Annotated in this window: 12 protein-coding genes, 2 pseudogenes and 1 other annotated feature; of the genes and pseudogenes, 8 read left to right on the top strand and 6 right to left on the bottom strand. The window is 48.7% G+C overall.

Annotated features, from left to right (window positions below):
* Positions 1 to 235 precede the first annotated feature (235 nt).
* From N0M98_RS28560 to N0M98_RS28570, 3 genes are read right to left on the bottom strand one after another with little or no spacing between them, the layout of a single operon-like run.
* On the bottom strand, positions 236 to 1987 hold the full coding sequence (locus tag N0M98_RS28560) for a CotH kinase family protein (protein WP_259619878.1): 1752 nt from the start codon (positions 1985 to 1987) through the stop codon (positions 236 to 238).
* 15 nt (positions 1988 to 2002) lie between these two features.
* Entirely contained in the window at positions 2003 to 2710 is a 708-nt protein-coding gene (locus N0M98_RS28565; RefSeq protein WP_259619879.1) for a DUF4956 domain-containing protein, read from the bottom strand.
* Position 2711: 1 nt separating this feature from the next.
* Positions 2712 to 3425 (bottom strand): polyphosphate polymerase domain-containing protein, encoded by a 714-nt coding sequence (locus N0M98_RS28570; RefSeq protein WP_259619880.1) that lies wholly within the window; start codon positions 3423 to 3425, stop codon positions 2712 to 2714.
* Positions 3426 to 3640: 215 nt separating this feature from the next.
* Between N0M98_RS28570 and N0M98_RS28575 the strand changes: the two genes are divergently transcribed.
* The gene (locus N0M98_RS28575) at positions 3641 to 4897 is read left to right on the top strand and encodes a purple acid phosphatase family protein (protein WP_259619881.1); all 1257 of its coding nucleotides are present in this window, start codon (positions 3641 to 3643) and stop codon (positions 4895 to 4897) included.
* Between the two features lie 36 nt (positions 4898 to 4933).
* Here the strand turns inward: N0M98_RS28575 and N0M98_RS28580 are convergent, their stop codons facing one another.
* Complete coding sequence (locus tag N0M98_RS28580) at positions 4934 to 6142, bottom strand: YecA family protein (RefSeq protein WP_259619882.1); 1209 nt, start codon at positions 6140 to 6142, stop codon at positions 4934 to 4936.
* 424 nt (positions 6143 to 6566) lie between these two features.
* On the opposite strand from N0M98_RS28580, the gene N0M98_RS28585 reads away from it, so the two are divergent.
* From N0M98_RS28585 to N0M98_RS28595, 4 genes are all read left to right on the top strand, one after another.
* A complete protein-coding gene (locus N0M98_RS28585; RefSeq protein ID WP_259619883.1) occupies positions 6567 to 7454 on the top strand; it encodes a YwqG family protein in 888 nt (295 codons plus the stop codon).
* 17 nt (positions 7455 to 7471) lie between these two features.
* On the top strand, positions 7472 to 7771 hold the full coding sequence (locus N0M98_RS33795; protein WP_310944671.1) for a hypothetical protein: 300 nt from the start codon (positions 7472 to 7474) through the stop codon (positions 7769 to 7771).
* Positions 7750 to 8397: a DUF4261 domain-containing protein gene (locus N0M98_RS28590; protein ID WP_310944672.1), complete on the top strand. Its 648-nt coding sequence runs from the start codon at positions 7750 to 7752 to the stop codon at positions 8395 to 8397. The genes N0M98_RS33795 and N0M98_RS28590 overlap by 22 nt, the downstream gene beginning before the upstream one ends.
* A gap of 353 nt (positions 8398 to 8750) precedes the next feature.
* The gene (locus N0M98_RS28595; protein WP_259619884.1) at positions 8751 to 8939 is read left to right on the top strand and encodes a VOC family protein; all 189 of its coding nucleotides are present in this window, start codon (positions 8751 to 8753) and stop codon (positions 8937 to 8939) included.
* 760 nt (positions 8940 to 9699) lie between these two features.
* Here N0M98_RS28595 and N0M98_RS33800 read toward each other — a convergent pair.
* Positions 9700 to 11595 (bottom strand): flagellin N-terminal helical domain-containing protein, encoded by a 1896-nt coding sequence (locus N0M98_RS33800; RefSeq protein ID WP_310944673.1) that lies wholly within the window; start codon positions 11593 to 11595, stop codon positions 9700 to 9702.
* A gap of 568 nt (positions 11596 to 12163) precedes the next feature.
* The gene (locus N0M98_RS28610; protein WP_259619885.1) at positions 12164 to 12970 is read right to left on the bottom strand and encodes a class I SAM-dependent methyltransferase; all 807 of its coding nucleotides are present in this window, start codon (positions 12968 to 12970) and stop codon (positions 12164 to 12166) included.
* Between the two features lie 63 nt (positions 12971 to 13033).
* Positions 13034 to 13259 (bottom strand) — a binding site (T-box leader).
* Between the two features lie 100 nt (positions 13260 to 13359).
* Here N0M98_RS28610 and N0M98_RS28615 point away from each other — a divergent pair.
* The 3 genes and pseudogenes from N0M98_RS28615 to N0M98_RS28625 all read left to right on the top strand — a co-directional run.
* A pseudogene (locus tag N0M98_RS28615) lies at positions 13360 to 13881 on the top strand (glycosyl hydrolase family 65 domain-containing protein); the annotation flags it as partial.
* 15 nt (positions 13882 to 13896) lie between these two features.
* Complete coding sequence (gene pgmB / locus N0M98_RS28620; protein ID WP_259619886.1) at positions 13897 to 14544, top strand: beta-phosphoglucomutase; 648 nt, start codon at positions 13897 to 13899, stop codon at positions 14542 to 14544.
* 15 nt (positions 14545 to 14559) lie between these two features.
* A pseudogene (locus tag N0M98_RS28625) lies at positions 14560 to 15210 on the top strand (inositol monophosphatase family protein).
* Positions 15211 to 15525: the final 315 nt, after the last annotated feature.

A 15525-nucleotide genomic window follows, 5' to 3' on the forward strand; every position in this document is an offset into this window, starting at 1 on the left:
TGAGCGGCTAAGGATAAGCTTTTTTTGCTGTTTAGGAAATGATGCGCAGCAATATCCTGTGGATATCGGGGGTCTCCCCCGAAAGGAAAGTCTACCATAGAACGATCCCGGAGGAAGGGTTAGACGCCGATCCAGCCTAGGCTGGATGCGGACGGAATAAGCTTCAGAGCATCACGTCACTTTTGGGGGATTTGTTCCTGTTTATCGGCAAGTGGAGCGGGTGACCATTCGTTTCTCAGATGCGTTTGCGCTTATACAGCGTGACGAACAAGCAGGCCAGACCGAGCACGATGATCGAAACGCCTGTAGCGACAGCCTCGCTCGTATTGCCTTGCGTAGCGGCGCTGTTCGGCCCTTGGCCGGGTCCTTGACCTCCTGGCGGTCCGCCGAAGCCTCCGCCTCCTTGACCGCCGCCCGGTCCGCCTTGACGGTTTTGCCAGCCTTGGCCGTTGCCCTGCCCCTGCTGCTGATTGCCCTGAGCGTTGCCTTGGGCTTGAGGGCTCTCTTGATTGCCCTGAGCATTGCCTTGGGCTTGGGGGCCCTGCTGGCCTCCCTGGGCGTTGTCCGGCCCGTTGAAGGCCATGGCCGCAACGGTATTGCCTTTGCCGCCTTCGGCCGGGAAGCCCGCGCCTTCCGGCATCTGACCGTTCATACCGCCTTGGCCGCCCGGTCCTCCGCCCCCGAAGCCTCCGCCGCTGCCGTTGCCGTCGTTCGAAGAGGCGATCGTTCCGGCAAGCTGCTGCGATATATTGTCCACTTGACTCGTATTGGTTGAAATCAATTGCTCAACACCGCTCTCGTACTGTTCATAAGTGTAGAAGGAGCTTGGGTCCTGCTTGACGTAGGCGGAGATCATCGCATCGACCTGCTGAACTCTCGCTTTGAACGTATCCGGGGCGAGATAGCCTTGTACGGCCTTTTGGATGATATCGTGATACATCTGCTTATACTCGTCGACAGCGAGCAGTTTGGCGATCAGCGGCCGTTCGGCCACCGCTCCCTGCGTCGGTTCGTCGATCAGAAGAGAGGATCTGCCTAATCCGCCGAAGGCCATATTATAGTCCCAAGGCAGCACGGAGAAGATGCCGTTGTTTTCGTACAAATAATAATTTTGTTTATTCCCGCCCAAGTAGCTGTCCGTATTCACCGTCACGACATTGAGCGCAATATATTTCAAAGCTTCCTCGACATTGAGCACTTTGGCGTAATCGGTGCCGTTATTCAGCTCGTCGAGCATATCGATCAGCACCTTTTTATTCGAAGACTTGGACTTCTGTACGAGACCGGAGTAGGAAGAGAGGCTGTCGTCGATCCACTTCAGATCGCTGCCGTTGCCGTTTTCCCCTTTGTACAGCGCCCCGTACGAATTGCCGAAATTGCGTTCGAGATAAGCGTCGCCGATTTGCTCGACGGCCAAATAAAATCCCCACAGCTTGCCGTTCACATACACATTGACAAACGAATATTTAGGCGTAGGCAGGCCCATTTCCTCGGCGAGCTCATAGGTCAGAAACTCCCTCATATACGACGCGTCGCTGTAATTGTTGTTCAGGTTAATTTTGCTGATGCCGCGGAGCGTTTGGCTGGACACATATTCATCGAAAGAGAGCTTGAAGCTGTAGCGGTCGGAATCGTCCATATTGACTACGCTTCTTAAGGTAAGATTGCCTTTGGTCCGTATGCCGACATTATCGAAATGCTCGCCGTTATAATCGACGGAAGCCGTCTTCATTTCTTCCGCGGACGCATTATCCAGCATATTTTGGAAGTCGTCCTCGTTGATTGTTATTTTGACATCGACGACCTTGTCCTTGGGAAAAACTTCGCTGTCCAGAGCAGCCGTCTGCGCCGAAGCGCTGGAGGAGCCGGCCTTGCTGGCCGAGCTCCCCGAAGTTTGGGCGACGATTGAGCCGGAGATCCCGGCGGTCAGCAAAGCTGCGCACAGGCAGGCTATAAGGGGCCATCTCGATTTCGGTTTCAATTTCATCTTCGCCACCACCTGTTACTGGGATACGTAATCGCCGCTATAGCTGATCAGCACGGCATTGCGCACGCCGTCCAATGCTTTAATTTCGTTGACGAATCGCGGCTCGTTCTCGTTCAGTCGGACTTCGACCGTCATTTCGATGTTGTCGCTCGTAATCGTTTTTTGCTTCACATTAAACCGTTTGACCAAGCTGCCGAGCTTCTCGTGGATCGCCTTCTCCGATTCATCGGAAGCGCAGTTGACGACAAGAAGGTACGGCGTTTCGAAAGAAGCTTGCTTGATGAAAATAAACAGTACCAAACCGACGACGACGGACCCGATAACGGCCAAGGAGTAAAATCCGGCTCCCGTTACGATACCGGCTACGGCCGCCCAGAACAGGAAGATCAAATCGGTAGGGTCTTTAATCGGAGTCCGGAAACGGACGATACTGAGCGCGCCGACCATCCCGAGCGATAATACGAGATTGGAATTAATGGCGATAATGACGAGCGCGGTAATGAGCGTCATCCCGATTAAGGAAACGTTGAAGCTTTTGGAGTACAGCACCCCGCTGAACACGCGCTTATACAGCGTATAGATGAACAATCCGATCAAAAAGGCGATGGCCAGGGTGAGCAAAATTTTGGCTGTGCTGATATCGGACGTAAAATTGCTGAGCACCGATTTTTTAATAATGTCGGAAAACGTAGTAGCGGTTGCATTTGCAGTGGATTGATCCATATTATTGGTCCTCCCAGGAGTTGGATTTTAAAAATTTACGGCAGATGACGTATTTGGAATTGGACTGCCGGATCAAGCCTTCATTTTGGATCGCGGTGCGAATGTACTCGGGCAAATATTCGTCATACTTGACCTCGAATACGATGATCGGCTGATCAAAGGCGTTGACCGTCGCGAGCTCGGGATTAAACAGATCGACGGAATGAAGCCCCGTCTTGAGCTGCTTGTCGAAGGTGAGTCTGACATTGCCCGACTCGGCTACGTACGCTTCCCGTACATAATCGACGATCACTTTGGGACGCAGCAGCTTCTGTTTCATTTCCCGGTACACTTCGTGCAGGAGAGGCTTCTCCGGAAGGTTCAGCGGCTCGTAACGGCCCGCCACAATCGCATCGGCCATTTCCCGGGTCAGAGGCTCCTTCAGCTTGGAGATGTAATCGTTGAATTTGATCTTCTTCTCCATGTGAATGATTTTGTCGGAAAAATTGTAAATCCGTATCCGGTATTTCTCGCGGTCCCGGACGCCGCCTAGCTTCTCGTGGAGCGCTTTGTTGTCGATATCGTCGAAATACAAGCTGCGAATATGGTATTCGCCGGTTTCACCGCTATGTTTGTCCTGCTTCAGCAGATGTCTGAACCGCAGCCGCAGCACATTGTATTGGTGATAATTAACGTAATATTTCAACTCATGTCTGAATTTTAAATTCGGTATCATAGGGAGCACCTCGCTTTCTTGTTGCTTGATCGATCTTTACAATTACTTTACAATACGTACCTAAACGTTCCCTTAGCGGACACTGAATGAGCGCTGAAAGTTTGCAAGCGCCGTAAGCGGACGAGCCGCCCGCTGAATTTTGACTTTTACAAGCCGAATGGCTAAGCTGGTTAACAACGGAAAAGGGCAGGATGGAGGGCAAGGAGGTACGAGATATGCCGGATAAAAAAAGCTGCCTGCTGTGGGGGCTGCTGATCGTATGCGTAGCCGTGTTCGGAGGGTTGGAGCTGTGGAAAGCGAGAGGAGGAAGCCAGGGAGCGGCGGCCGGTTCTCCGCTGGAGCCGAAAGCGATCGTCACAACGTTCAAAACCGATGCGGCAACGAGCCGCGCGATCACTTGGCAAACCAAGGACAGTCAGGCTGCGTCCGTCGTCCAATGGGTGAAGGGTGGCAAGGCCGATGTTACTGCGGTTAAAGGCACGACGGACACGGTCCGAAACGGGAGCGGAGAGAAGCAAGGCGTGCACAAAGCGAATATCACCGGACTTGAACCGGATACGGAATATACGTATCGCGTGGGCAGCGGAGAAGCGGGAGGCTGGAGCGATCCGGCTGTGTTCCGGACGGCGCCGGCCGATGCCGATGAAGTGACATTCCTCGATGTGGCCGACTCACAGGGAGAGACGGAGGAAGATTTCGCCGTTTGGGGACAGACGCTGGACAAAGCGTTCGAATTATTTGGCGATGCCCGTTTTATCGTCCATAACGGGGATTTGACGGAGCAGCCCGAGGATGCGGGGGCATGGGATGCCTTCTTCGGCAAGGCGCAAGCATGGCTTGACCGTATCCCGCTAATGCCGGTAACGGGCAATCATGATGAAATCGATAAGAATGCGGATGCGTTCGTGCAGCATTTTAACGTGCCGGACAACGGCGCCGAAGGCTCGATTCCAGGCACGACGTATTCGTTCGATTACGGGCCTGTTCATATCGCCGTCATGAACACGGAGTCGAATGTGAAGGCGCAGGCCGAATGGCTGCGCGCCGATTTGCGGGGGACTAACAAGGAATGGCTTATCGTCGCTTTGCACCGCGGTCCTTACGGCGGCAATCAGGATGAAGCGATTGTGAAGCGCTGGGTGCCTGTTTTTGACGAATTCGGGGTCGATCTCGTGCTGCAGGGACATAATCATGAATATTCCCGTTCTTACCCATTGAAGGGCGACGCCATTGTTCAGCCGGGCGAAGGGACGGTCTATGTCGTGCCGAATACGGCCGGGCCCAAATTGAATAAGAAAAAGGAGGACCGCTTCTATCATCAGGTTCATTTTCAGAATGAAAGGCAAATGTTCGCCGGCATCCGCATTCAAGGCGATACGCTGACGTACCGAGCCTATGATATCGACGGCAGGAAGCTGGATGAGTTCGAATTGAAGCATTCGGGGGATAAAAGGCGAAAACCCGCCGAATGACGGGTTTTCGAGCCGAGAGGATAAATAAGCATGCGGCTAGCTTCCGCAGCATTTTTTGTGTTTTTTGCCGCTGCCGCACGGACAAGGATCGTTGCGGCCGACTTTTTTGCGGGTTGCGAAGCTGATCACATCCGCTTTGCCGGCCGGGCCGCTAGCTGCGGGAACTCTCTGCTGAGCGGACAGCTCCGTCGGATAATACCCTTTAAGCGCCCATTGTCTCGTGTGATTGTGCAGTCTGACGATATGGTCCATAATCGCTTTGACCATTTCCAGGTCCTTTATTTCCAGCTGGTGCTGCAAAAAGTTAAACAGCTGGTTCGGCGTTTGGCCGATCCGGATTGCATAGACGCATTCGTCGATCAAGTGCGCGGCTTCCTCCCGCGACATCGAGTAACAGCGGTCGATTAGTTCTACGAACGCTTGATAGCTGGGATTGGCATCGACAAAGTTGGGCTCGCCTGCGGCGATCAGCTCGTCTTTGGTGAACGGACGGAAGGGCACCTCGCTGCGAAGAGCGTGCTCTTCCTTCACCTTGGCCGGATCGAAGACGCGAATATTGGAGAAGCCTTCGGCTCCTTGCTTGATTTCTTCATAAAATGAGATCGAATCGAAAATAACGTCCAAATATTCCTTCAGCCGCGGCGACTCTCCGGTATGCTCCTCAAGCAGCTTCTCCAAGCTGCCGAGATCCAGCGTACCGTAGTAAAACAGCAGACCCTGAGTCAGCTTGATCCATTCCGTATTTCTGCGGCTGGCCTCCCGGTAAGAGGAAAGCTCGAGCGCGCGATACGCCTCCAGCACTTCCTGCGGCATGACCAGCGTCTTTTCTCCGTTCCAGGTTCCCGTGAAAATAAGACCCCGTTCCTTGAAATATTGAAGCTGTTTCGTTCCAAGCGGCAGGTAAGCGCGGCCATCATTGGCGGCAAGATACTGCATCACTTGATGACGCGTCTCGTCCCATGCAGCAAGCAGATTTGGCAGCAGAGCCGGAATCTGCTCGGACAGCTTGTCGCACAAATCCTGTTTCTTCAGCGAGCTGGCGCCTTTAATGTCCAGATTGACCCGAATGGCGGTAAGATCCGCCTTGGTCAGCGTCGCCAGATGGTCGGCCAAACGAAGCGGAACCTCAATGGGGCTCCAGCGCTTTTCTTCTTCCTTGGCTTCCGCGATTTCCTGTGTTTCTTTCAATTTTCCCAAAGCATTCAACAGCATTTTCTGATCTTTTGCGCTCAGATGCTTGTCCAAAATTTTCTCATCCTTTCTGAGCAGGTAAAAGCCCCATCCTCATAGGAGTGACGGGTTACATCATCATGAAAGTTAGTATATCCCAATGTCTTGCAAAAATGAGCCAACGGCTCCGCCCGCATTTTTATCCCTAAATATAGTATAACGAAATCGCCAATATGTAAAATCGACCTATTTCAACAGCGTTCAACGTTGGGTAAACGATGCTCGGTATTCGGTGGCAGAGCCTCAATTTCTTACTGCCGTTAATTCCGGTACAACCGGGCGCTTTAGTGACATTCCTTACTATTTTGAGCTGAATTAGTATATTTATCCTATAAAAGCTATAGGCACATGATACTATGGAAGCGCCGCGAAAGCGCATAGTATGATAAACGTATTGTCCGATATGTGGAGAACTTTCATAGCCGTTAGGGGGAGCAGGATGAATTTGAACGAACATCAACGTCATCGCTTGGAGCAGCTGATCCGGGAGCATCAATTCGAGCATGCTTTGCCGTACTTGCTGGAGCACACGCGGCAAGGAATCCGCTGCTCCAAAGCCGGACGGGCCGGCGAGGCGCAGCTATGCGCTTCAAGGATCGGGGGAGATCCCGATCTTCCTCCCGAGGCGGAGTGGCCGCTGACCAAAGACGGCGTACCGATGACTTTTATAGCGCAGCTGAATTTGCAGGAGCTCGCGAAGGCCGATGAAGCCTCGCTGCTGCCGGCAAGCGGGATGCTGTATTTTTTCGTGGGCGTGGACGAGCCGGCGTATGACATTGAGCATCGCGTGCTCTTTTCCGCGGGAGAAGAGCTGGCTTCGGCTGCCTGCCGCCGCTCTCCGGAGACGACTGCGCTTGAGGAGACTTACTCCGGGTACAGGCTGGAGCCGAGAGCTACGCTGGAGCCGCCCAATTACGCTTATGTCGATTACGAGCAGGTCGAAAGCGAAACGGCGGATTACGGGGATTACGAAGAGCTGGGCTGGGCAATTACGGAAAGCCGAAGCGGGGATGTCGCCCGGTTATTCGGTTATCCGGACGGACAGCATGACGACAGCGAATATCAAGCGGCCCTCATGCTGCTGACAGGCCAGCATTACGATTACAGCAAAGCGCGGGCGCTTGAGCGAATCACCGCTCAGCTGGGCGGGGACGAGCACCGAGCGAAGCGGGAAATCGAGGATACTTTAATGCTTCTTGAAGTCGAGTCGGATAACGAGATCGGATTTTGCTGGTGGGACGCCGGCGTGCTTCATTTTTTTATCCGCAAGGAGGACTTGCTGGCCGGACGTTTTGACCGTACCTATTGTTCGTTATATTCAAGCTGACAAAAGAAAACGCATGAATGGAGGAGAGAGCGCTGGATACGCAGGAACTGCTTGACGAGGAAAAAGAGTTCGGGTTTGCAAGGGTTTATTCGGTTGAACTGAAATTTAAGGAGCGGCCTCGGCTGGATCGGAAGCTGCTGTATGCGAACATGGAACGTTACACAGGCAAACTGGAGCAGCCGGGGAGACAGGAGTCTGAAGCGAAGCTCGCCGTATGGGAAGCGAATGAAGAAGCGGGCAAGGATTTGCTGCATTTCTTTCATCTAAACTACAATGTCATTACCAGGAAGGGGACATGCCTGCCCAAACCAGTTTGACGGATACGGAGCATCGCCCGGTTTCGGAATATGCGACGGCCATTCAGCAAGCCTGGCATTGGGGGGAAGCGGAGCAGACGCTGCAGGAATGCCGCCACTCGCTGCTGCTCATCGATATGATGGCATCCGGACTCGAGCCGAAATCGAGGCTGGAGCTGTTTACCGGCGCGCTGCGGGCCGTATTGGAGACCGCTCCGTGCGATGCGCTCTATTTCCGTGAAAGCGATAAGCTGGTTGAGCCCGGGGCATACCTAGCCGCTATTGAACAGGGAGCCGGCTTGTATGGAGCCATGAACGTTCGCTTCTACAATGTAAAAGGAACGGGAAGCGACCGCCATGAAGGCTTGATGGATACGATCGGGCTGGCCGCTCTCGGCATTCCGGACGTCCAGTGCCATTTCTACGACCTTGCACCGAACGAAGTGGCCGGGGTTTTGACGGATATCGGGTATTACTTGTTTAACCAAGGCGATGTGATCAGCGATGGGGAGACGATCGGCTTTACCGAGGATATGCGCTGGCGCTGCGAGCATCAATATGCTCTGGCTGCCCCGCGGCGCGTCGTCATCGATCTCGATCCGGGCGAGCCTCATTATGCGGGAAGACAGGGAAGCGGGGAAGAATAATCGTAAATGAAGCAGCAGCCTATCCTCGACCAAGGATGGGCTGCTTTTTTCTCATCTATTTATACGCGGCGGGGGACAGACGGACGGCGTACCAATTGAAGCATACTTTGATAATAATGTGCAATAATATAAATATTAACAATCGATAGGATTACATATGGTACCGCAAAGAGTAAGCCTGTTAACTCTAGGAGCATGGAATTTACCGAAGCTTAGAAGCTTTTATCGGCAACTGGGACGGACAGAGGGGAAAACGAGTTCCGGTACTTATGCCATCTTCAATACCGTAGGCGTCATTCTCACTGTGTTTCCGATTGAAGGAGCTTGCTAAGGATGCAGGTGTTGAAATACTTTTGGAAACCGATACATTTTGCGGAGTCACCTTTGCTATCAATGTAGATACGCCCGAACAAGTAGATTCCACCATTGAAACAATAGGGCTCACAGGCGCTCAAATACTCCAGGAACCTGGCGACGCCTTCTGGGTGGGAGAAATCGCCTATTTTGCCGATCCGGAAAATAACTTTTGGGAAATGGCTTAGAATCCGAACTCCGTCTTTGACGAACGAGGAGCTAGGATTGGTTTTTGTGGAACGTATAGCTCGATTTAGGACAACGAGACAGTCGTGCCTCGGATACCCCAGGTACTCTTACTTGCAGATGACCGCTCGTCGCTACGTTCCTTATAAATCAATGAGATTTGTGGTACTACCTTTATGCCCTGCGCGGCTATAAAAACTGAAGACTTGCGTACAGCTTATTACCAATAATCGTGATTAGGATCGGCTGCTTTGAAGGCGGCTGGCGTTGCCTGCGATAGGCTTCACGGTTTATTTGCTTACGTCCGGAAACCGCAGCTTGCACGCGGAGATATTGATCGATTATTTGTGAACTCCTCGCACATGGCAGGGAAAGGGGAGTTGCTTTCCTTGCATTTACTTGAACCAATGAAACACGATTATGTAAAACCAGCCGTTCTTCTTTAAGAAGAGCGACTGATTCTACGTACGGTTTTGTTTGATAATCAGCTCCATCTTGCTCGATCTTGAAATGAATGACATCCAGAAACACCATAGGCGGCCGGATGTAGATGGCGGTTATGGCATTCTTTCATGACGTGCATAATTATTGGTGATATTAGAAATCAGCATCGGAGACACCTCAATCCCATACAGGTTTTGAGGCCCTTTAATGAACGAAGCTTGTCGTTTTCATAGATAGGATCTTTGATTACCACATAATTCGCTAGTTGGATAATCGGCGTTCAGCCAATATACGATATTTCTGAAAGAATTTCGTTAATTAATTTGATTTAATCAATTGCAGTACAGTTTGGGGTTCCAGATTCGCTTGTGCCAGCATTGCTTCAGCAGCCTGTGAGAGGATATTATTTTTCGAGAATTCTATCATCTCTCTTGCCATATCAACATCTCTGATACGAGATTCAGCTGATGCCAAATTGCTTTCATAATTCAAGAGATTATTTTGTATATGTTCCAGACGGTTTTGATATGCTCCAAATCTTGAACGTTCTTGAGAAACGGTTTTTAAAGCCCGATCAATTTTCACAAACGTCGATTCAGCATCTTGACGTGTTGAAAGATCAATATTATCGATACCAAGAGCAGCTGTTCTAACATCTGTTAAGTCAAATTCAAAAGTATCGCCCGAATTAGCACCGACTTGTAAATTTAACGAAGCTCCGCTTTTTATATCACCATAAATATTTAGATTTGTTATAGTATAGCTATTACCATTCATCTCTCTTTCAAATCTTAGCATACCTTGATCATTAACTGCTTTGATGCCTGCATTGACAGTATTCAACTCCTTATTTAGGGCATTAATAAAAGTAGTGGATGTATATGAACCAGCTGTTATAGTGACCGTTTTTTTTAATGAACCATCAACAGTGAACTCCCAAATATTGGACCTTTCATCTATTGTTAATCCATTTGTGATATCAACATTCGTTTTAAGATAGCTTTTGGTAAGGGGAGCCCAAGTATCACCTTTATTAGCGGATCGCAAGAATAATGGGTTTAGCGCATTCCCGGAAACCAATTGAATAGCATTTTTGTCGGAACTGAGATTATGTTTAAGAGTTAAAATATAGTGCTTATTCCCGATATTCGGGCTAGTATTTACGCCTATTGAAGTAGATGAGATCGAAGCAGTAATATTAGCTCCTACGTTTGTTAACTGTTTATTTAACTCAGTGATTAGATCATCTCTGCTATAAGAGCCTGCGGAAAGGACGATTGTCTTGTCTATCCCCATGTCTTTTAAGTTGAGCGTATCATTATCACCCGATATAACAGTATACCCTACAGAAAAGTCTGCTTCCCTTCCCCAAACTTCGTAATGATCCCCAAATTTATAGCCTTCTTCTTGTGCAAATATCTCATTAAAAGCAGTTCCTTCGACTTCGATTGTATGATTTCCGGCAACTGTACTTGATAGCAATGTTCTCATATGAGTGTCATCCCAGGAGCCGTACACATCAGTTAATTCTAGTTGTGCACCTGCTGCCAACAGTTTGGAATTTATATCATTGTATAGAGCAGTAGTTGAGCCGTTATAGATCCCGGCAGCAATAGTAATTGAGTAGGAATTACCGTCAACCTTTACAGTCAGCCCATCGTTTACACCAGCAGTTATTTCTATCCCTGCTGCCTCATGAATATTAGAGCTATTTCCAATTAAACATGAACTGGGAAGGGAACTGACGTTTGTTCCTGTATAGATTGTATTACTAAGCGAATCAAATGGACTTCTTGAAACATTTAAAAGATGTATCCCATTAAAATGAGTATTGTTTGCAATAGTATTTATTCCCTCTTTGATCATCTCTACTTCATCTTGAATCATACCTCTATCAGAATCAGTAAGAGTACCGTTGGCAGCCAGTACAGCAAGTTCTTTTAATCTGATTAGGGCAGGATCTTGAATAGTTCCTAATGCACTATCAGTCGTTTGAATTAAAGAGATGCCATCCTGTACATTACGACTTGCTTGACTCAATCCTCTTATTTGTGCCCTCAATTTTTCGGAAATAGCTAACCCTGCTGCATCATCCGACGCCATATTAATACGCAATCCAGAAGATAGCTTTTTTAATGTATTTCCAGTAGTTTTGATGTTCTTATTTAATCTATTTAATGTATTTAGCGTAGATAAATTGTGTGCAATTTTCATTGTTCCTCCAAAACGTATCCTACCTAAGATTAGATTATCGGTTGGCTTTGATAAAAATTAGAAAGAACTACCTCTGATTTCTGCTAAAGTAAGAGTGACGAACTTCTACTTAAGACATAATTATGACAGACCATAAGCCTATATCAAACATAACGAGAGTCAACCTGCGTTTCAAGAAATGAACATCACGAGATAATTTGCTTTTAGCTGGAATCTGCAGGAGATTTTCTTAGTTAATTCTGTTGTCTTATGTTCAATAAATTACAATTTTATGAAAATGCTGTGTCCCTAATATTAAAACATAGATTCGACATACAACAGTGCTTTTCCTGCGACGTTATATAAATTTGATTCTGGTTAAATCATGCTATACTCGAGCAATGATATGTTGCATATTGGATGATATTCCTTGTTTATTTCACGTACACAATAATACTGTTATGTAGACCTTTTACATCTCATTTTCGAGCCAGCAAAATGACCGACTCTAGATGCGATGAGTAGACATCGACTATGAACATATATGTGTCCGTAGGATGGTGTTTGCTCAATGTTAAACTTAGTTCGCTTATTTCCTTCTGCCGATATACAACAAGTGAGAGGATATCCCCAAGACGGAAGGGTCCTTAGCGAGTTCAATAAGCAAGCTCGTCATCTGCTGAGATTCACCTTTTTCTTCCCAATACTGCCTCTGTTCATGACTTATCAACCCGCCGATGCTAGAAGAACCGATCAAATCCACCGTTTCAAATCCGTTACATTCCATAAAAGGCTTAATATCATGGATATTGAAGTAATAGGCTCCTGTAAACCGCCCCTGATCTACATGGTTAAAAACCCCAGTATCGCGGAACGCTTTAATCGAATCCATAGTGTCATTGGGCTTCCAATGCCGCGGGTATTGCAGAGAAGTAACGGTCATTCTCATCCTGCTTTGGAAGGAGGCAAAAATGATACCTCCCTTTTTGGTAACGCGGAACAATTCTTTTACTGCATTGATCCGTTCTTCTTCTTTTTGCAAATGGTAAAGAGGGCCTAGCATCAAAGAAGCATCGAACGCCTCGGCGGGCAATCCCTCCAAACGCACAGCATTTAATGTATGAAAGCCGTTGAAGCGTTCCGTCAAGTCCAGTTCGGCTGCTTTTTCCTTGGCCATTTCAACCAGTCTAGGCGTTAAATCAGAAAGAGTCACGTGAAATCCCAGTTTTGCCAATTCCATTGAATATTTGCCCGGTCCTGCTCCATTATCCAGTACATGACCATGGGGAGGTAAATATTGTTTCATGTAATGCCAGTTAATGATGAACTCCAGCGGTTCCCTATCCAGCCGGCCCCACTCGTCAAAACGGGAATAGTAATCGATTACGTTTTCCATCCGATAACACCTGCCTTAGTATAATTTTTTGTCCAAAATGAAATAAAAAAAGCCTATTGCCTGCAAAGAGGCGATAGGTTTTCCTTCGCGGTACCACTCTTCTTGATTCGTCGTCTTCAGTACAGAAACGAACCGTCTTAGAACCTGATTACGGAGGTTAACCGTTAAGGCCCACTGGATTCAGCCTTACCGCTCATGGGTGAGTTGGGGAAGCTATTGGCTGTCTCGCACCGAAACGACAGTTCTCTGAACAATAGGTTTCCTTAGTACTCCCAATCATTGCGCTTAACGTATTTGAATTTGGATCAGCATATCACTTCCAAATAATACCTGTCAATAGCATTCTTTGAGTCAATTCCCGTTCTTATGCATTTGCGGCGAGGCTGCCCCGGCATCAGGTGTGCAAGCAGCCGGATACGGTGCTCGCGCGTTTTATACTGGAGGATGCTCAGGAGCTAAGCACGATCCGCAATTCCTTCGATTACCACGAGAAAGTGACCACGCATGATTCTTCGCTTTCTACTTGTATTTTCAGCATCATGGCCTCCAAACTGGGGCTTCGCGACAAGGCGTACGAATATTTCGGAGAATCGTCCAAGCTGGATCTTTTCAATACGCATAAAAATACTAAGGACGGCATACACGCGGCTAATCTGGGCGGTACTTTCATGTCGATCGTCTATGGATTCGGCGGCTTGCGCGTGAAGGAGAAGGGGCTATTCCTTGCACCGGTATTGCCTGAAGCCTGGGAAAGCTACGACTTTAAAATACGTTATGAAAATAGTCTTATTCAAGTCAATGTCAAGCGGGAAGCGTTTGAGGTGATCTTGTTGCAGGGCGCGGAAAAAGAAATTTATATTTACGGCGAGAACCGCTTGCTGAAGGACCGGCTTCTGGTTGAATTGAAGTAATGGAGGCAATAAAGGATGAAATATCAATGTGCGATCTTTGATTTGGACGGTGTTTTGGTCGATACGGCCAAATATCACTACTTGGCATGGAAAGAGCTGGCCGATCAATTGGGCTTTACCTTTACGGAGGAGCACAACGAAAGACTTAAGGGCGTATCGAGGATGGATTCCCTGGATATTTTGCTGGAAGTAGGGCAAATGAAAGACCGCTTCACTGTGTCCGAGAAAGAAGAGATGGCCACCGAGAAAAATGCGAGGTATACCGCTTATATTAGCAAAATGGACCCTTCGCAGCTGCTCGCAGGGGCCCTGGAGCTGCTGCGCGAATTGAAACAGAAGGGGATTAAAATTGCTCTTGGCTCAGCAAGCAAAAATGCGCCGATGATCCTGGATCGGACCGGAATTTCCTCCTATTTTGACGTCGTTATCGACGGCAACAGCGTATCGAAGGCCAAGCCTGACCCCGAAGTATTTATGCTTGGAGCGGACGGACTCAACCTGCCTTATAACGTATGCATCGTGTTTGAAGATTCCGCGGCGGGGCTGGAAGCGGCCAAATCAGCCGGAATGCTGGCTATCGGAATAGGAGAGGAACGAAATTTGACCTGCGCCGATGTCGTGTACAGCAGCCTTGAGAAGATCGAAATCGATAAGTATTTTTAAACGGGGGGCTTCAGTATGGATCACTTTAAGGCAGTGTACGAAAGCGCCAAGGAATGGACGCTCGAAGCGGGCAGGAATTTGCGCGACAGCCTGGGACAGCAGCTGCATGTGGATTATAAAACGTCGGAAGCCGATCTGGTGACGGAGAAAGATCGGGAAATCGAACAATTTTTTATCCGCAACATAAAAGAAACGTATCCTCATCACCGCATCATCGGCGAAGAAGGCATGTTAGCCGAATCGCCGTATCATCCCGCTGACGAGATCGTGTGATTAATCGACCCTATCGATGGAACGACAAGCTTCGTTCACCAAAAGGAAAATTTCGCGGTGTCGGTAGCCGTCTATGAAAAAGGGCAGCCTGTCATAGGCGTAATCTACGATCCGATCAAAGACGAGCTGTTCCATGCCCTTAAGGGACAAGGCGCTTATTTAAACGATGCTGAGCTGAAGCCGCTTGAGGATACGTCAGTCAAGCATTCGCTGATCGGGATCAACAGCCTCTGGCTCATTCCGAACGAATATTGCGATTACACGAAGTTCCACTCTTTAATTCGGGATTTACGGGGCACGAGAATTATTGGATCGGCTGCTCTGGAAACGGCTGCCGTTGCCTGCGGCCGGCTTGACGGTTTTATTTGCTTACGCCTTTCTCCGTGGGATTAAGCGGCTGGTCTGGTCATCCTGGATGAAGTGAAGGCCGTGACAACGTCTATGGGAGGCAGTCCCGTACGAACATTTGAAGGCGACTCGATTTTTACCGGGAACCGCGGCTTGTATGCAGAGATATTGGGTGATTACTTATAAGTTCCTGCTCAAGGCGGGGAGATCTGAGAGGCTTTCTTAGCGGTTACTGTTACTGCTAATGCATAATGTCCATCAGTTGACGGCATAAGTTGTCCTGATGGTGACGGACAAGCTGTCCACTCGTGACTAAGAAAAAGGGAGAATCAAGATAATTCTCCCTGGATGACTCGTTTG

Origin of the sequence: Paenibacillus doosanensis (assembly GCF_025060755.1) — a bacterium.
In the GTDB taxonomy this organism is placed as follows: Bacteria; Bacillota; Bacilli; order Paenibacillales; family NBRC-103111; genus Paenibacillus_S; species Paenibacillus_S doosanensis.